Origin of the sequence: Aquitalea palustris (assembly GCF_003693445.1) — a bacterium.
GTDB classification, from domain to species: domain Bacteria; phylum Pseudomonadota; class Gammaproteobacteria; order Burkholderiales; family Chromobacteriaceae; genus Aquitalea; species Aquitalea palustris.
On the sequence record NZ_RFAR01000042.1, the window covers coordinates 1 to 16518 of the forward strand.

Consider the following 16518-nt stretch of genomic DNA (forward strand, 5'->3'; position numbering starts at 1 on the left):
GGTACTTTCTTTTGGCGAAGCAAAAGTAAAGTACCTCGACGGCGGGGCGAGACCCGCGAAGTTGTATTTTCCTTTGATTTTGAAAGGGAAAGCGGTGATGGCAATCCGCTCACGCGGATGATGGCTTGGCCCTCAACAAAAAAGGCCCCTTCCGGAGCCTTTGCATGCTGAACCGCACCAGCACTACCGCGCCTGAAACGGCAGGCTGTAAGCCTTGTCGCCCAGATGCAGGGTGGCCGTCCAGTGACGGCTACCGGTGGCGCACACCGGCAGGGTGATGCGCGCCTGCCAGTCCGAGCCATCGGCCACAAAGCGATAGCGGTTGAAACCCATGTCCATGTCGGCCATGGCAAACTCCACCGCAGGCTGCTCGACCTGTACCCCTTCCAGTCGCAGCGTAAAGGGCTTGCCGTTTTCCGGCGGGCTGACAAAGTACAAGCTGCCGCCATCCGGTAGCGCGCAGCGCCCCTGATCAATATTGCAGGCCAGCAGTTGCGGCTCCACCGGCTGATTCTTGTGCTGCAGATACCACCACACCAGCCCGCCCTTGATCGCCGCCAGCAGCAGCAAGGCGCTAGCGATCAGCAGCAGTTTTTTCTGTTGGGCATTCATCGTCATTGCCAGGCTCCACGCATCAGTGCCACACCATGCGCGCCATGCTGACGCGCGGTTTCCAGATCCTGAGCCTGCAGCCCGCCCAGCGCATACACCGGCAGCGGAATACCCGCAGCCAGTACGCGGGCAAAACCATCCCAGCCCAGTGGCGTAACACCCGGATGGCTGGCCGTAGGCTGGACATGGCCGAGCAAGGCGTAATCCAGCGCCAGCTCACCAGCCCGTTGCAGCTCGGCAGCGCTATGCACCGATGCCCCGACCCAGGCAACATCCGGCCGCTGCTGCAAATGCCGCAAACGCGGACCACTCAGATGCACGCCGTCCACCGGCCAGCCCTGCAGCCAGTCCGGGTCGGCATTCACCACCACCTTGCCTCCACGCTCATGCACGATGGCAGCAACTTCAGTGACGAATGCCTGTAGCTGCTGCTGGTTCATGTCCGGTTCGCGCACTTGCACCAGCCCGTATGCCGGGCCGTCGGCCAATGCCTGCAACTGGGCGGCCACGCCGATTTCGTGGGCGCAGGTGATGGCGTACACCGCGGGTAATTGCAGTGATTTCAGTATCGGGCCATTGGCCGGCAGCATGGGCTCGACACTGGTCTGGCCCGGCTGCTGCCAGGCAAACTGCTGGCTCTCTTGCGGCTGCGGCTGGCCCTGCCAGTCCCACACGCGGAAAAAGCGCAAATGTACCGAGGCATGCTCGTAGTGATGCACTCGTGTCAGCCAGGGTGTGGCCTGGGTCACAGTGATGGCCATTTCCTCCTGCAACTCGCGCGCCAGCGCCTGTAGCGCGCTTTCGCCCGGCTCCACCTTGCCGCCGGGAAACTCCCAGTAGCCGGCATAAGGCTTGCCCTGCGGCCGGCTGCCCAGCATGAAACTGCCATCCGGGCGCATCAGCACGCCGGCCACCACTTCGATGATCTTGTTGTCAGAATGCATGATTTGTCTTGTCAGCCCATGTCCTGGTCCGCGGTTAATGCTTCGCCCTGGCCACCACCACACCGCTGGCGATAATCAGGACCCCGCCCAGCCAGGTGCTCATACCCGGCATTTCGGCAAAGAAAAAATACCCCAGTGCCGCCGCCCACAGCAGGATGCTGTACTCCAGCGGCGCCACGGCCGATAGCGGCACATCGCGCAGCGACAGGGCATTGACGAAGTTGGCCAGACCACCGCTCAAGCCCAGCAACAGCAGCACCAGCCAGTCGGTCAGCCCCGGCCACTGCCAGTCGCTGCCCATGCTGACACCGCTGAACAACAGCATCAGCAGCGTACCCAGCATGGCAATGGTGGCCGGGCTGTCATGGGCCGACAGCTGACGGGTCAGCAGTGTGGCCAGGGCATAGGACAAGGCCGAGGCCACCGCCAGCAGGCTGTAGGCATTGAACTGCAGGCCGGACAGGCCGCACACCACCATGACCCCGATCAGCCCCAGGCCTACCGCCAGCCATTGCCGCCGCCCCACCTGCTCACCCAGCCAGAACAGGCCCAGCAGCAGCATGAATATCGGGTTAGCCAGGGTGATCACCGTCACCGTGGCTAGCGGCAAATGCCGCAGCGCCATGAAGAAAGTCACGATGGTGACCATCACCACCACCCCGCGCAACAAATGCCGCCAGGGGTGGGCGGTAGCCAGCAGGCGCGCTGGCGCACTGCTGTGGCGCAGCCCCAGCACCAGCAAAATGGGCAGGGCAAACAGCGAGCGGAAGAAGATGATCTCCCCCACCGGATAGCCATGGGTCAGCCATTTGGCGCTGGCATCCATCACGGCCAGCAGAAAAATGGCCAGGCTGTACAACAGGATGCCGCGTGTCCGGTGTGGCGATGTGGCCGCCACGCTGGCTACACTCACTTGCCCAGCTCCGCCTTGCGCTCGCGCGCGCTGCGGCCGGCCCAGTCATTGGCAAACTGCCAGGCCACGCGGCCGGAACGGCTGGCGCGCAGCTGGCTCCATTGCAGGGCAGCGCGCTCGGCCTCTTTATCCATGGGCAGGGCAAAATGCTCCAGCCAGGTTTTCACCGCAGCCAGATAAGCATCCTGATCGAAGGGATAAAACGATAGCCACAGGCCGAAACGGTCGGACAGCGACACCTTTTCCTCGATGGCTTCACCCGGATGGATTTCACCATCGCTCACCCAGCCCTCGCGGTTTTCGCTGTGCTTTTCCGGCATCAGGTGGCGGCGGTTGGAGGTGGCATACACCAGCATGTTTTCCGCCCGTCGTGCCAGGCCGCCATCCAGCGCCGTCTTCAGTGCCTTGTAGGCATCATCGCCATCTTCGAAGGACAGATCATCGCAAAACAGGATATAGCGTTCCTTGCGCCCGGCCACCAGCGCCATGATCTCGGCCAGATCGGACAGATGATCCTTGTCCACCTCGATGATGCGCAGGCCCTTGTCAGCAAACTCCGGCAGCAAGGCCTTTACCAGCGAAGACTTGCCGGTGCCGCGCGCACCGGTCAGCAACACATTGTTGGCCGGTTTGCCTTTGACGAACTGGCGGGTGTTACGCACCAGCAGCTTGAGCTGATTGTCGATATGGGTCAGCCGTGCCAGCGGCAGGGTGTGCGGCTCGCTGACACTCTCCAGCCAGCCGGCCATGCCCTGACGCCGCCAGCGGTAGGCCGCTGCACTCCAGTCCGGCTCGGGCCGGGCCGGGGGCAACAGGGGTTCGAGACGGGCCAGCAGGGCTTCGGCGCGGGCCAGGAATGCTTGCAGTTGCTCCATATCATCTCTCCATACAAAAACAGTCTGGCCGTAGCCAGACTGTCTGAACTATTGATGCGCTATTTCAGCCACGCAGGCTGATGATCGGCCAGCCCTGCTCCTTGGCATGCTGGCGCAGGGTGTCGTCCGGATCGACTGCCACCGGGTTGCTGACGATGGACAACAAGGGCAGGTCGTTGTGCGAATCGCTATAAAAGAAGCTGCGGCCATAGCTGGCCAGGGTCTGGCCGCGCTCGGCCAGCCACATTTCCAGCCGGGTGATCTTGCCGGCCTGGAAGCTGGGCACGCCGGTGTGCTTGCCGGTGTAGCGGCCATCCGCAGTCTGTTCCAGCTCAATGGCAATCAGGTGTTCTGCATCCACGCCCAGCTCGGCCGCGATGGGGCCGGTAATGAAGCGGTTGGTGGCGGTGATGATCAGCACTTCATCGCCCTGCTGGCGGTGCAGGTTGAGCAGATCGCGCGCGGCTTGCGGAATGATGGGGCGGATGTGCTCGTCCATATAAGCGGCATGCAGCGCGGCCAGCTCGGCATTGTCGTAACGGGTGAGCGGCTCCAGCGCGAATTCCAGGTACTCGCCGATATTCAGCGTGCCGGACTTGTACTGCTCGTAGAAATGATTGTTGCGGTGGTCGTAGTAGGCCTGGTCGACAATGCCGCGCTTGATCAGGAAACGCGGCCATTCGAAATCGGAGTCGCCGATCAGCAGGGTATTGTCCAGATCAAACAGGGCCAGATTGCGTGCTTGGGTCATGTGTCGGAAGAACTCGCGGTTTGCAAAACGTTTTTCACCAGCGGCACGGTGATGGGGCGGCGCAGCGCCAGCGAATAGCGGTCCAGCATGTCCAGCATGCCGATCAGGCTGGACAGGTCGCGCCGCCAGTGGGTAAGCAGGTAACGGAAGACATCGTCGGCAATCGCCAGCTGACGGTTGGCGGCATGGGTGCGCAGTGCGGCCAGCTTGTCGTCGTCGGACAGCGCTTTTACCTCCAGCACCAGTCCCCAGCCCAGCCGGGTACGCAGGTCGTCACGCACGGCAGCGGCCATCGGCGGTTTGCGCCCGGCCATCAGCAGCCGGCCCTCGCCACTTTCCTTCAGCGAGTTATAAAAGGAGAACAGGGTGATCTGGTCGTCCGGGGCCAGGTCGTCAACATGATCCACGGCGATGAAGCTGGCTTCGCGGGCGAAATCGGGCAGATGCTCGTTCTGGCCATCCAGATAGATGGAGGCGCGCCCCAGCCGCTCGGCGTGGGCAATCCAGGCTTGCAACAGGTGGGTTTTGCCGCTGCCCGGCTCGCCCCACAGATAGATGAAGCGCTCGCCATCCTCCGCCGTGAGGGCGGTAATCACCTCGCGGTTGCGCTGGGCCAGAAAATTGTCGAAGGCCGGCAGCGGAGTGGGGGTCAGGTCTAGTACTAGCTGGTCCAAGAGTAAGGTCGTGTGGGCCGATTGAAGTCAGACGGTGATTTTACGCCGAGATGGCCTGTTGGCGAAACCGCTGCATGCCATTAGTTTGCCGATTCCAGGCGGATAAAAGCCTGTCACAGCAGCCCGGCACGGCATGGCAGGCCCTGCAGCGGGGCGGGCCTGGGCAGCGGCGATGGCGCTTTCTGCGGTGCCATTGCAAATTAAGCGCGGCTTTCTGACAGAAATTCAGTTAAAATACAGTGCTTTCGCATCAGCGAAAGCTTGACGTAAAAATACTTCAAGTTAGCAGAAAGCGAGTTTACCTTGAGCACCCAGTCCCTCAGTTACCGTGATGCAGGCGTGGATATCGACGCCGGCGACGCGCTCGTCGAAAACATCAAGCCCTATGCCAAGCGCACCATGCGCCCGGAAGTTCTCGGTGGTATCGGCGGTTTCGGCGCACTGGTGGAAATTTCCAAAAAGTACAAAGAGCCCGTCCTGGTATCCGGCACCGATGGCGTGGGCACCAAGCTGAAACTCGCCTTTGACTGGAATCGCCACGACACCGTCGGTATCGATCTGGTGGCCATGAGCGTGAACGACATCCTGGTTCAGGGTGCCGAGCCGCTGTTCTTTCTGGATTACTTCGCCTGCGGCAAGCTGGACGTACCGCAAGCCACCGACGTCATCAAGGGCATTGCGGCAGGCTGCGAACAAGCCGGTTGCGCGCTGATCGGCGGCGAAACCGCCGAAATGCCTGGCATGTACCCGGTAGGCGAATACGATCTGGCCGGCTTTGCCGTCGGTGTGGTGGAAAAGAGCCAGGTGATCACCGGCCGTACCATTGTCCCGGGCGACGTGGTGCTGGGTCTGGGTTCCAACGGCGTGCATTCCAATGGCTACAGCCTGGTGCGCAAGATCATCGACCGCGCCCAGCCGGACCTGGACGCCGCCTTTGATGGCGACAAGAGCCTGCGCGATGCGGTGATTGCCCCCACCCGCATCTATGTGAAGCCCCTGCTCAAGCTGATGCAGATCCTGCCGGTTAAAGGCATGGCCCACATCACCGGCGGCGGCATCACCGAAAACACCCCGCGCGTGCTGCCGGACAATGTCGTGGCACAACTGGACGCCGGCAGCTGGGAGCTGCCCAAGCTGTTCCAGTGGCTGCAAAAGGAAGGCAATGTCGACAGCCAGGAAATGTACCGTACCTTCAACTGCGGCATCGGCATGGTGGTGATCGTGGCCGAAGAGCATGTGGCAGCCGCCACCGCCCTGCTGCAGCAGGAAGGCGAAACCGTACACCGCCTGGGCAGCGTACGCGCCCGCAACGGTGACGAACACCAGACCCAGATTTCCTGAGCCTGGCAGTGACACCGAACGGCGCCGCTAGCATTGCTGGCGGCGCTTGTTTTTTTACCGGCGACATCCAGCAGCCCATAGTGCAACCATGAAAAATATCGTCATCCTGATTTCCGGTCGCGGCTCCAATATGCAGGCCATCGTCGAGGCCAATATCCCGGCGGCACATATCGCAGCCGTGGTGTCCAATCGCCCCGACGCCGCTGGCCTCGCCTGGGCGGCAGAGCGGGGTATCGCCACCGCCGTGGTCGACCACAAGCAATTTGCCAGCCGCGAAGCATTTGATGCACAGCTGGCGCAAGTGATAGACGGCTATCAGCCCGATCTGGTGGTACTGGCCGGCTTCATGCGCATCCTGACGGCAGACTTCACCCGCCGCTACGAAGGCCGCATGCTGAACATCCATCCTTCGCTCCTGCCGGCCTTTCCCGGTTTGCATACCCATGCACGGGCGCTGGAGATGGGCTGCAAGGTAGCCGGCTGCACCGTGCACTTTGTCACCGCCGAACTGGACCACGGCCCCATCGTGGCGCAAGGCGTGGTGACACTGCAGGACAACGACACCCCGGACAGCGTGGCCGGCCGGGTCTTGCAGCTGGAACACCAGCTCTACCCGGATGCCGTACGCCGCTTTGTGGCTGGCGAGCTGAAGATTGTCGATGGCAAGGTGGCCTCTCCCGCCCAGCCGGCCGCCAGCCTGCTGGCACCGGCGCCCTGACTGATCGGCTCCGGCATGAAATCATCGCTGCGGATATTCATCCTGGCCCTGCTGGCTTCCCTGCTGCTGCATGTGGCCATGCTGGGTTCCGGCCTGCTGCCGGAAACAGCGATAGAATTGCCGCCCGATCAGGCCCTGCGCAAGATCGATGTAAAAATGCAGGCGCTGCAACTGGAGCAGCCCGCACCAGCAGCCACACCGACTGCCAGACTGCTACCCGGCGGGCCGGCAACAGCGGCAGCAGGGCACAAGACAAAACGCAAACGCGATGCCTCGGCAGCTCACGTCAAAGCGGAGCAAGCCCCACCCGCAGAGCAAGCGGCCGAGACCGAAGACGCCAGCCAGCCGCTGGCCGAACAGGCCAATAGCCACCAGCCAGTCGCGGCTAGTGCACCAGCAGCGGCCCATGCCGAGAAGACCGACAAGGCAGACCAGCATGAGCGTGTGGTTGAGGCCAGTGCCCCGGCCAGCACTGCCGCAGACAGGCCGGCCGGTTATCTGACACCGGCAAGCACGCTGCATCGCTTCCCGACGCAAGCCCTGCTGGGCTACCAGACCTTCTATAACGGAGCCATGGTCGGCACCGGAAGCCTGAACTGGCAACATGGTCCGAACAGTTATACGCTGGAGATTCGCTTCAACCCGGTTATCGGCGGGAGTCGGCGCTATCTTTCACAAGGGCAGTTAAACCAGCACGGCCTGCAGCCCGATAGCCTGCAAGCCTGGGTAGGTCATGAAGCCAAGGAGTCCGCCCGCTTTGACTGGGCAGGCGGCACACTGCACTTTGGCGATCAGGGCGACAAGGAAATCGCCCTGCGCAGCGGTGCACAAGATGTATTCAGCCTGGCTTTCCAGCTGGGGCTGAAGGGCGGCCAGCTTGGCTCCGCCCCGTTACAGATCACCACCGGGAAAAAGGTCTACGACTATCCGATGACCCCCAGTGGAGAAACCGATTACGACACCGGCTCCGGCAAGATCCGGGTGATAGTGTTCCGCGCCAAGGGCGAGGATGACATCACCGAATTCTGGCTGGCTCCGGATTTCGCCAACCTGCCGGTGCGCATTTCGCGCACCGACAAGAGCAAACGGGTAGAACTGCGCGCCGTGCTGATCAATATTGACGGCACCGAGCAATGGCGCCTGCCCGCTCGCCCCATGACCCGGAATAATCATTAATGAATATCAGCCATAGCCAACTGAAACATATCGAAAACGTCATCGGCCAGATGATCCGCTTTGACCGCCCGGCCGACGCCGTACTGTCGGCCTACTTCCGTGAGAACGTGAAGCTCGGTTCCAACGACCGCCACCTGATCGCCGAAACCGCCTTTGGCTGCCTGCGCCGCCTGATCCAGTTCCGTGCGCTGATCGCCCCGGAAAAAGCCAGCCCGCGCCGGCTGGCCATGGTGGCACTGATGCGCCTGCAAAAACTCAATATCAAGGAACTGGCCGACGCCACCAGCGCTGGCGAGCGTGAATGGCTGGGCAGCGTCAAGGGCAAGCAACTGGAAGACAGCCTGTCCATCGCCGCCGAACTGCCGGAATGGGTGATCGAACGCCTGGCAGAACAAGACCCCAAGGAAGTGCTGGCACTGGGCCTGGGCCTGATGGAGCCGGCGCCGCTGGACTTGCGTGTCAACACCATGAAGATGAAGCGCGACGAAGTGATGGACCGCCTGCGCGCCGACGGCATGCCGTGTGAGCCCACGCCCTACTCGCCCATCGGCATCCGCCTGCAAGACAAGCCGGCGCTGTCCAAGTACGAGCTGTTCAAATCCGGTGTCATCGAAGTGCAGGACGAAGGCAGCCAGCTGCTGGGCCTGATCACCGGCGCCCGCCGTGGTGAAATGGTGGTGGATTTCTGTGCCGGTGCTGGTGGCAAGACCTTGCTGCTGGGCAACCAGATGGCCTCCAGCGGCCGTCTGTACGCCTTTGATGTATCGGAAAAGCGCCTGGCCAACCTCAAGCCGCGCCTGGCCCGCTCCGGCCTGTCCAATGTGCACCCGCAACTGCTGGCACATGAAAACGACAGCAAGGTAAAACGCCTGGCTGGCAAGGCCGACCGCGTACTGGTGGATGCACCGTGTTCCGGCCTGGGCACCCTGCGTCGCAATCCGGACCTGAAATTCCGCCAGAGCCCGGAGAGCGTGGCCGAACTGAATGTGAAGCAGACTGCCATTCTCGCTTCCGCAGCCCGCCTGGTGAAAATGGGCGGCCGCCTGGTGTACGCCACCTGCAGCCTGCTGCCGCAGGAAAACCGCGACATCGTCGAAGCCTTCCTGGCCGCCCACCCGGACTTTGTCCTGCTGCCGATGGATGAAGCGCTGGCCGAACAGAAGATCCCGCTGCAGATTGGCGACTATCTGGAATTGAAGCCGCACCTGCATAATTCCGACGGTTTCTTCGCTGCGGTTCTGGTCAGGAAAGGTAATTGACCTTATCATCGAGTATTAGCAAAGTCGAAAATACCGTTTCATATCAAACGATGTGCGACACGGCTTTGCTGACCTCTCGATAAACCGCCACGGAGTCCCCTCCCCCATGTCCGACACCAGAGTCGCCCGGCGCCTGGGCCAGCACGGCCTGCGCGCCAGCCGCCGCCTGAGATATCTGTACTTGTCCATGGCACTGTGGCGACGGCGGGCTCCGATCTGGATTGCCGCCATTCTGATCGGCCTGGTGGCGGCGGTGTTTGCCAATGGCAGCCATCTGTCGCACGAATTGTTCTACCAGATCTACGACCAGTCGCCCTTGTGGGCCCTGCTGATCACCCCGGCCGGGCTGGGCTTGTCAGTATGGCTGCTGCGCACCTTTTTCGATGGCGCTGGCGGCGGCGGCATCCCGCAAACCATCATCGCCATGCAGCCAGGCATGCATGCCTTGCGTGCGCGCATTCTCACCATGCGCGCCGCCGTGGGCAAGATGGTATTGACACTGATCGGCGTCGGCTGTGGTTCCACCATGGGCTACGAAGGCCCTATCGTGCAGGTGGGGGCGGCCATCAAGTATTCACTCAATCGCGAAGCCGCCTTGCGCCATGAGGGCGTGGCGCGCAGCTTTATCCTGGCGGGCGCGGCAGCCGGTGTGGCGGCGGCCTTCAATACCCCGCTGGCCGGTATCGTGTTCGCCATCGAGGAAATGGGCCGCACCTTCGACCAACGCGCCAGCTCCACCATCCTGCTGTCGGTGATTCTGGCCGGTATTACCGCCATTGCGGTACTGGGCGACTACAACTACTTCGGCGTGGTATCCGTAGCGCTGGATCTGCGCTCGGGCTGGATGGCCATTCCGGTGTGCGGCATCATCGGCGGCATCATTGGCGGGCTGACCTCACGCGCGATTCTGGCACTGGCGCATCACCTGCCCGGCCCACTGCACGGCTGGCGTATCAACTATCCCATTCTGTTTGCCATCGCCTGCGGCCTGTTGCTGGCAGTCATCGGCATTGCCAGCGACGGCATCACCTTCGGCACCGGCTATTTCCGCGCCAAGGAGATCATCGAGGGCGGTGGCAGCAGCATGCAGGAGTACGGCATTCTCAAGCTGGTTTCGCTGATCATCACCTATATCAGCGGCGCCCCCGGCGGCATGTTCGCCCCCTCGCTGGCGGTGGGAGCGGGCTTTGGCCTGAACATGTCCTTGCTGCTGCCCTCGCTGCCGCAGGCGGCCATGGTGCTGCTGGGCATGGTGGCGTTTTTCTCCGGCATGACGCGCGCCCCGATGACCGGCTTTGTCATCGTGATGGAAATGACATCTTCTTCGTCCACCATGATCATTCCGTTGATGGCCACCGCGCTGGTGGCAGCCAATGTGTCGCGCTTCATGAACCGCCATGCCTTGTATGACGGCCAGGCCGAAATATTCCTGCGCCAGCTGCGCGCACGCCATCAGGCAAATTGACCGGCGCAGCCGGCTTACGTACAATAACCCATCGTTTCAGTCAAGTATTGAGGGCAAACCCGCTGTTTGCCCGTTCACCGCAAGGAATTCCTCATGGATACCCAGGACATCATCAAGCAGACCGTTACCGAAAACCCGGTTGTGCTGTTCATGAAAGGCTCGGCCCAGTTCCCGCAGTGCGGCTTCTCCTCGCGCGCGGTCCAGATTCTGAAAGCCTGTGGCGTAGAAACCATCAAGACCGTCGACGTGCTGCAGGACGCCGAAATCCGCCAGGGCATCAAGGAATTCTCCAACTGGCCGACCATTCCGCAGCTCTATGTCAAAGGCGAGTTCATCGGTGGCTCGGACATCATGTACGAAATGTACCAGTCCGGCGAATTGCAGGAAGTGCTGCAAGGGCTGTAAGCCCCGCCAGCCATGGCAAGCAGAACCAACCCGGCCCCGGCCGGGTTTTTCTTTGGCGGCACGCGGCATCAAGACACAGGCGCAGGGCGCGACAAAAACACTGGCTCGACCATTTTTTAAGGTCACCACGACAAGTTCATATCCACTGCTGCCTGCCTGTCTTACAATTCAGCCAACAGCCTACTGCCGGCAGCCCGCTGCCCTATCCCCACCGGATACCGCCATGACACCTTCACAAGCTGCGGGCTTTCTTGCCCAATCCGCGCACCTCACCAGCCCGGCCACGGCCGACAACGGCGGCGCCATGCCCATCGATGAAATCTGGAAAGCGCTGGTAAACGACCAGCTGGTGCCGTATTTCCAGCCCATCGTCGACATCCGCAACCGCCGCGTCATCGGTGCCGAGGCTCTGGCGCGCTGGCGCCATCCGGCACTGGGTGTGTTGTCGCCCATCACCTTTGTGCCGGTGATGGAAGAGCGCGGCATGATACGCGAGCTGACCGAGCTGATCCTGGAAAAATCGCTGTATGCCTGCCGCGACTGGCTGGACCAGGGGCAGGAATTACAAGTATCGATCAACCTGTCCGCCCAGCTGCTGGCCGACCCGCAACTGGCGGCGCATCTGGCCCAGAAAACCAGGCTGGCCGGCCTGAGCCCGGCAAACCTCAGCCTGGAGTTTGCCGAAAGCACCCTGCGCCAGCACTGGGCCATGGCCGACACCCAGCTTCAGGCCTTGCGCCAGGCAGGTTTTGGCGTGATGGTGGATGAATTCGGCATTGGCACCGGCCTGACTGACAAATTGCTGAGCAGCCATTTCAGCGGCCTGAAAATCGACCGCGCCTTTGTGCATGGCGCTGGCGACAACCAGCACCTGCGGGCGATTCTGGCCGAAGCGCTGGCACTGGCCCAGGCCGGCGGCCTGAGCACGGTAGGCATGGGGGTAGAGGATGCGGGTGATCTGTCGGTGCTGAGCGAGCTGGGCTGCCATGCCGTGCAGGGCTATATCTGCGCCGCACCATTGCCCGCCTCAGGGTTAATCCCGTGGATTTCCCAGTGGGAAAAGCGGTAGAATATCGCCCCATACCTCATTCAAAGACCGGCCAAGGCAACAAGGCCGGTTTCGCATATCTGAAACAAGCTGCCCCTGCGCTCCACAAGATCGCAACCGGCAGCTTTTTCGCAAGGTTTGGGACCAAGCATGAACATCCACGTAGTCAACCATCCGCTGGTACAGCACAAACTCGGCCTGTTGCGCGAGGGCGATATCAGCACCATGAAATTCCGCCAGCTCACCCAGGAACTGGCGCGCCTCTTGGCTTATGAAGCCACCCGCGATTTCGAACTGGAACCCACTACCATCGACGGCTGGTGCGGCCAGATCGACATCCAGCAGATCAAGGGTAAAAAAGTCACAGTGGTTCCCATTCTGCGCGCCGGTATCGGCATGCTGGACGGCGTGCTCGACCTGGTTCCGTCGGCCAAGATCAGCGTGGTGGGCCTGGCCCGCAACGAAGAAACGCTGGAGCCGGTGTCCTATTTCGAAAAATTTGTCGATAGCCTGGACGAGCGCATCGCCATCATCATCGACCCGATGCTGGCAACCGGTGGCTCGATGGTGGCCACCATCGAACTGCTCAAGCGCAAGGGCTGCAAGCAGATCAAGGCCGTGGTCATGGTAGCGGCACCGGAAGGCGTGAAAGTGGTGAACGATGCCCACCCGGACGTGCAGCTGTATGCCGCCTCGCTGGACAGCCATCTGAACGAAAATGGCTACATCATTCCGGGTCTGGGTGATGCCGGTGACAAGATCTTCGGCACCAAGCACGCCTGAGTTTGCCGGTGATACTAAGCACGCCGCTCATCCGTACCGGAAGGGCGGCGTTTTTGCAGCCAGCAGCCAAGGGAAAGCAGGGGAAAAGATGAACGCCCATCAACAGATCGACAACGACTTTCTGCTGCGCTTTCCCGACGGCCTGCAGGATGCCGCATGGCAGGCACTGGCCAAAAAGCACCGCAGTGTGGATAGCGTCATCCAGCTGTGCCAGCAGGGCCTGACTGCCGAGCGGCTGCAACAGGCCATCACCAGTCAGCGCTATGCCGATATCACCGAAACCTGCCGCCAGATCATTGGCCGCAGCACCACGGTGAGTACCTTCGAAAAGATGGCCTTCCGCAATTATCTGGGCTTTCGCGATGTGCATGCGGCTTTTGTGCAGGCGCTCTATCGCTTGCTGCACCAGTTTGGCCCGGACAGTTTTGCCGATTTTGTCGAAGTGCTGCAGCTGTGCCGCAACGATGGCAATGCCAATCCGGCCAAGTGGCCGGTGGTGACCTGCTTTCTGGCCTATAGCCGGCCGGATGAGCATGTGTGCATCAAGCCCACCACCATCAAGAAGGTGGCGGCGCGGCTAAACGTCGATATTGCCTACCGGCCGCTGCCCAATTACGACACCTATCAGCGGGTGCAGGCCATGGTGCAGGACTTCCGCCAGCACAGCCAGCTGGCACGGCAGCAGAACAACATCATTGCCCAGGCCATCATGTATTGCACGGTCTGAGTCAGCGTCAGGCCGTATTTGCTTTTAACAAAAACAGGGAAACCCCATTATGTTCCAACACGTGAAGGTGGCCATCTCCGGCGCCCAGATCCTGTTCGTTGCTTTCGGCGCACTGGTACTGGTACCGCTGTTGACCGGCCTCAACCCCGCCATGGCCTTGCTTGGCGCCGGCATCGGCACCCTGCTGTTCCAGCTGTGTACCGGCCGCCAGGTACCCATTTTCCTGGGCAGCTCCTTTGCCTTTATCGGCCCCATCATTTACTCCATGCATACCTGGGGTCAGGCAGCCACCATGTTTGGCCTGTTTGCCGCCGGCTTCATGTACTTCGTGTTTGCCGCCATCGTGCGCTGGCGCGGCATGGCGCTGGTCAACAAGCTGCTGCCGCCGGTGGTGATCGGCCCGGTGATCATGATCATCGGCCTGTCGGTCGCCACCGCAGCCTCCGGCATGGCCATGGGCCAGGCGGGTGGCAAGCAGATCATGCCCTATGAAACCTCGATGCTGCTGGCGGCCATTTCACTGGCCACCACCGTCATCGTCTCCATCTACGCCCGTGGCATGTTCAAGCTGGTGCCGATTCTGGCCGGGGTGACTGTTGGTTACATCGCGGCGGCTTTCCTGGGCGTGGTGGACTTTGCCAAGCTGGCCAATGCACCGTGGTTTGCCGCGCCGGTATTCCACAGCCCGGAAGTGAACTGGTCTGCCGCGCTGTTCATGCTGCCGGTGGCCATCGCCCCGTCCATCGAGCATATCGGTGGCGTAATGGCTATCGGTGGCGTGACCGGCAAGGACTTCACCAAGAGCCCTGGCCTGCACCGTACCCTGATGGGTGATGGCCTGGGCGTGTGCGTGGCCGGCCTGATCGGCGGCCCGCCGGTCACCACCTATGCCGAAGTGACCGGCGCGGTGATGATCACCCGCAACTTCAACCCGGTCACCATGACCTGGGCTGCCGTGTTTGCCATCTGCATGGCCTTCTTTGGCAAGTTCAACGCGCTGCTGCAATCCATCCCGATGCCGGTGATGGGCGGCATCATGGTGCTGCTGTTTGGCACCATTGCCTCCATCGGCCTGAAAACCTTGATTGAAGCCAAGGTGGACCTGATGCAGCCGCGCAATCTGGTGATCATCTCGGTAGTACTGACCGCCGGTATCGGTGGCCTGACGCTGAAACTGGGCGGTCTGGAACTGGCCGGCGTGGGCCTGTGTTCCATTCTGGCCATGGCCCTGAACCTGATCCTGCCGAAATCCGCAGCGCATCACGATGGTATTGTCGAAGGCCAGGACATCTAAACACCTGACCAGGCTGCAATACAGACAAAAGCGCGGGCTTCCCGCGCTTTTTCTTTATATAAATCAGATACGTCGCAATATTACCGCTTCATGTCCGGATCATGAACGACCGCTGGCCGGCCGTATTGGATAATATCGACACTTTGTTGAAGTTTTTTCAGGGCTTGTTGTGCATCATCAGGCCTCTGCCGTCAGGGCAGACAGCAAACTCCTTTGTTGTGTTGTGATTGAAAACGCCATCTTGCGATGGCGTTATTTTTTTGTCCTGCATTCAAGCAGCACCGGCTGGTGGACAGGCACGTAGCCTGGCCATCTTCAACACGTCCTCATAGCGGCCAGCGCGCAGCGCATAAGCGCGCAGGCGGGCTTCTTCGACAAAACCGTATTTACGGTAGAGCGCCAGCGCCGCCGCATTATCGTCAAACACCGTCAACTCCACCCGGTGCAGGCCCAGCCAGTTGTCGGCCAGATCCAGCAAGGCCTGCAGCAAAGCCGAGCCCACGCCCTGCCCCTGCCATTCGCGCTGCACCGCCATGCCGAGGCTGGCACCATGCGCCAGTCTGGGTACACTTTCCCGCCATAGCGAACCATGGGCAATCACCTGGCCGTCGGCCGATTCCAGCAACAGGGCATGATGCAGTGGATCGCTGCCAGCCAGCCGCTGTTGCCATAGCTGCAGGGATGGATAGGGTAGCTGCAGGGTATTGCCGTAGCAGAGCGAATCGCTCATCAGGGCGCGCAGTGCCGCTGCGTCAGCCGGGCCGGGTTTGCGGATGTGATACCGGTTCATGCCAGTCCTCCCGCCGGCCAGTGCAGCCGCGCCATCACCACGCTGTCCACATAGCAGCCATCCTGCAGGATATCCTGGCGCACCACGCCTTCATGCTGGAAGCCAAAGCGCTCGTACAAGGCGATGGCGCGCTGGTTGTCCCGCTGCGCCATCAATTGCAGCCTGATCAGCCCCAGCCAGTTGTCGGACAGCTCCAGCAAGGCCTGCAGCAAGGCCCGTCCCACGCCCTTGCCCTGCCATTCGTCACGCACCAGCAGGAAAATATCTGCCACATGGCGGCAACGCGCTTGCGGCAGGATATTAAGCCCGGCGCTGGCAATCACCTCACCGGCGGCATCACAGGCCACCAGCCAGTGACAGGATGAGGACAGCTGTTGCAGCTTTTGCTGCCAGTCGGCAGCCGACTGATAGGGCTGCTGCGAGGTATGGCGTACCACACCGGGGGCGGATTGCAGCCGCGCCATGGCAGCGGCATCTTCCGGCTCGATGCGTCGGATATGAAAACTCATGCAGCATTGCTCCCGTAACAGCCGTTTACAGACTAACCGGCTGTCATCATGACAAACAGCAGCCGGGTGTTACAAGTGATCTGGTCAAACAACAGCCCCGTTTCATCGCTGAAAACGGGGCTGCAGGCTGCAGACAAAGCCATTTGATGCGATTGCACTGGACCCGGCAAAGCCGGGCCTTTCGACTCACATATTACTTCCGCAGCCTTCCCATCTATTCCCAATCCCCCCGCC

Annotated in this window: 19 protein-coding genes; 10 read left to right on the top strand and 9 right to left on the bottom strand. The window is 61.4% G+C overall.

Annotation, left to right across the window (positions count from 1 at the left end):
- Positions 1-183: 183 nt before the first annotated feature.
- The 6 genes from EAY64_RS10395 to hda form a co-directional block, all read right to left on the bottom strand.
- Entirely contained in the window at positions 184-618 is a 435-nt protein-coding gene (locus EAY64_RS10395) for a hypothetical protein (protein WP_226034238.1), read from the bottom strand.
- Positions 615-1556: a Nudix family hydrolase gene (locus EAY64_RS10400; protein WP_103524707.1), complete on the bottom strand. Its 942-nt coding sequence runs from the start codon at positions 1554-1556 to the stop codon at positions 615-617. Before EAY64_RS10400 ends, EAY64_RS10395 begins: the two co-directional genes overlap by 4 nt.
- A 34-nt stretch (positions 1557-1590) precedes the next feature.
- Positions 1591-2469 carry a DMT family transporter gene (locus tag EAY64_RS10405; protein ID WP_103524708.1) on the bottom strand — a complete coding sequence of 293 codons (879 nt, stop codon included), beginning with the start codon at positions 2467-2469 and terminating at the stop codon, positions 1591-1593.
- Positions 2466-3344, bottom strand: a complete 879-nt coding sequence (locus tag EAY64_RS10410; protein WP_103524709.1) for an ATP-binding protein — start codon at positions 3342-3344, stop codon at positions 2466-2468. The genes EAY64_RS10405 and EAY64_RS10410 overlap by 4 nt, the downstream gene beginning before the upstream one ends.
- Before the next feature lie 64 nt (positions 3345-3408).
- Entirely contained in the window at positions 3409-4095 is a 687-nt protein-coding gene (locus tag EAY64_RS10415; protein ID WP_103524710.1) for a histidinol-phosphatase, read from the bottom strand.
- Positions 4092-4769, bottom strand: coding sequence for a DnaA regulatory inactivator Hda (gene hda / locus EAY64_RS10420; RefSeq protein ID WP_103524711.1), 678 nt, complete (start codon positions 4767-4769; stop codon positions 4092-4094). The genes EAY64_RS10415 and hda overlap by 4 nt, the downstream gene beginning before the upstream one ends.
- Before the next feature lie 303 nt (positions 4770-5072).
- Between hda and purM the strand changes: the two genes are divergently transcribed.
- The 10 genes from purM to EAY64_RS10470 all read left to right on the top strand — a co-directional run bounded on the left by purM (position 5073) and on the right by EAY64_RS10470 (position 14985).
- Positions 5073-6110 (top strand): phosphoribosylformylglycinamidine cyclo-ligase, encoded by a 1038-nt coding sequence (gene purM / locus EAY64_RS10425; protein ID WP_103524712.1) that lies wholly within the window; start codon positions 5073-5075, stop codon positions 6108-6110.
- Between the two features lie 88 nt (positions 6111-6198).
- Complete coding sequence (gene purN / locus EAY64_RS10430) at positions 6199-6828, top strand: phosphoribosylglycinamide formyltransferase (protein WP_103524713.1); 630 nt, start codon at positions 6199-6201, stop codon at positions 6826-6828.
- Positions 6829-6843: 15 nt separating this feature from the next.
- Positions 6844-8004, top strand: coding sequence for a DUF3108 domain-containing protein (locus EAY64_RS10435; protein ID WP_103524714.1), 1161 nt, complete (start codon positions 6844-6846; stop codon positions 8002-8004).
- Positions 8005-8009: 5 nt separating this feature from the next.
- Positions 8010-9263: an RsmB/NOP family class I SAM-dependent RNA methyltransferase gene (locus EAY64_RS10440; RefSeq protein WP_199734431.1), complete on the top strand. Its 1254-nt coding sequence runs from the start codon at positions 8010-8012 to the stop codon at positions 9261-9263.
- 106 nt (positions 9264-9369) lie between these two features.
- Positions 9370-10728, top strand: coding sequence for a chloride channel protein (locus tag EAY64_RS10445; protein ID WP_103524716.1), 1359 nt, complete (start codon positions 9370-9372; stop codon positions 10726-10728).
- A 93-nt stretch (positions 10729-10821) separates the two neighbouring features.
- Complete coding sequence (gene grxD, locus EAY64_RS10450; protein WP_103524717.1) at positions 10822-11133, top strand: Grx4 family monothiol glutaredoxin; 312 nt, start codon at positions 10822-10824, stop codon at positions 11131-11133.
- Positions 11134-11356: 223 nt separating this feature from the next.
- Positions 11357-12202 (top strand): EAL domain-containing protein, encoded by an 846-nt coding sequence (locus tag EAY64_RS10455; RefSeq protein WP_103524718.1) that lies wholly within the window; start codon positions 11357-11359, stop codon positions 12200-12202.
- 129 nt (positions 12203-12331) lie between these two features.
- Positions 12332-12964, top strand: coding sequence for a uracil phosphoribosyltransferase (gene upp, locus EAY64_RS10460; RefSeq protein WP_103524719.1), 633 nt, complete (start codon positions 12332-12334; stop codon positions 12962-12964).
- Positions 12965-13052: 88 nt separating this feature from the next.
- Positions 13053-13691: a hypothetical protein gene (locus EAY64_RS10465; protein ID WP_103524720.1), complete on the top strand. Its 639-nt coding sequence runs from the start codon at positions 13053-13055 to the stop codon at positions 13689-13691.
- Positions 13692-13740: 49 nt separating this feature from the next.
- Entirely contained in the window at positions 13741-14985 is a 1245-nt protein-coding gene (locus EAY64_RS10470) for a uracil-xanthine permease family protein (RefSeq protein WP_103524721.1), read from the top strand.
- Between the two features lie 271 nt (positions 14986-15256).
- On the opposite strand, the gene EAY64_RS10475 is transcribed toward EAY64_RS10470, so the two are convergent.
- The 3 genes from EAY64_RS10475 to EAY64_RS20610 form a co-directional block, all read right to left on the bottom strand.
- Positions 15257-15775 carry a GNAT family N-acetyltransferase gene (locus EAY64_RS10475; RefSeq protein ID WP_103524722.1) on the bottom strand — a complete coding sequence of 173 codons (519 nt, stop codon included), beginning with the start codon at positions 15773-15775 and terminating at the stop codon, positions 15257-15259.
- Positions 15772-16284: a GNAT family N-acetyltransferase gene (locus EAY64_RS10480; RefSeq protein WP_103524723.1), complete on the bottom strand. Its 513-nt coding sequence runs from the start codon at positions 16282-16284 to the stop codon at positions 15772-15774. Before EAY64_RS10480 ends, EAY64_RS10475 begins: the two co-directional genes overlap by 4 nt.
- Before the next feature lie 32 nt (positions 16285-16316).
- Positions 16317-16518: hypothetical protein (locus EAY64_RS20610; RefSeq protein ID WP_233566484.1), on the bottom strand; the 202-nt coding region annotated here is incomplete at its 5' end.

What these genes read in the sequence shown, in the direction of transcription:
- EAY64_RS10410 (WP_103524709.1), bottom strand. Translation starts at nt 3,344, where the DNA reads ATGGAGCAACTGCAAGCATTCCTGGCCCGCGCCGAAGCCCTGCTGGCC.
- upp (WP_103524719.1), top strand. Translation starts at nt 12,332, where the DNA reads ATGAACATCCACGTAGTCAACCATCCGCTGGTACAGCACAAACTCGGC.
- EAY64_RS10445 (WP_103524716.1), top strand. Translation starts at nt 9,370, where the DNA reads ATGTCCGACACCAGAGTCGCCCGGCGCCTGGGCCAGCACGGCCTGCGC.
- EAY64_RS10465 (WP_103524720.1), top strand. Translation starts at nt 13,053, where the DNA reads ATGAACGCCCATCAACAGATCGACAACGACTTTCTGCTGCGCTTTCCC.
- EAY64_RS10455 (WP_103524718.1), top strand. Translation starts at nt 11,357, where the DNA reads ATGACACCTTCACAAGCTGCGGGCTTTCTTGCCCAATCCGCGCACCTC.
- EAY64_RS10435 (WP_103524714.1), top strand. Translation starts at nt 6,844, where the DNA reads ATGAAATCATCGCTGCGGATATTCATCCTGGCCCTGCTGGCTTCCCTG.
- grxD (WP_103524717.1), top strand. Translation starts at nt 10,822, where the DNA reads ATGGATACCCAGGACATCATCAAGCAGACCGTTACCGAAAACCCGGTT.
- EAY64_RS10475 (WP_103524722.1), bottom strand. Translation starts at nt 15,775, where the DNA reads ATGAACCGGTATCACATCCGCAAACCCGGCCCGGCTGACGCAGCGGCA.
- EAY64_RS10415 (WP_103524710.1), bottom strand. Translation starts at nt 4,095, where the DNA reads ATGACCCAAGCACGCAATCTGGCCCTGTTTGATCTGGACAATACCCTG.
- EAY64_RS10470 (WP_103524721.1), top strand. Translation starts at nt 13,741, where the DNA reads ATGTTCCAACACGTGAAGGTGGCCATCTCCGGCGCCCAGATCCTGTTC.
- EAY64_RS10480 (WP_103524723.1), bottom strand. Translation starts at nt 16,284, where the DNA reads ATGAGTTTTCATATCCGACGCATCGAGCCGGAAGATGCCGCTGCCATG.
- EAY64_RS10400 (WP_103524707.1), bottom strand. Translation starts at nt 1,556, where the DNA reads ATGCATTCTGACAACAAGATCATCGAAGTGGTGGCCGGCGTGCTGATG.
- EAY64_RS10395 (WP_226034238.1), bottom strand. Translation starts at nt 618, where the DNA reads ATGACGATGAATGCCCAACAGAAAAAACTGCTGCTGATCGCTAGCGCC.
- purN (WP_103524713.1), top strand. Translation starts at nt 6,199, where the DNA reads ATGAAAAATATCGTCATCCTGATTTCCGGTCGCGGCTCCAATATGCAG.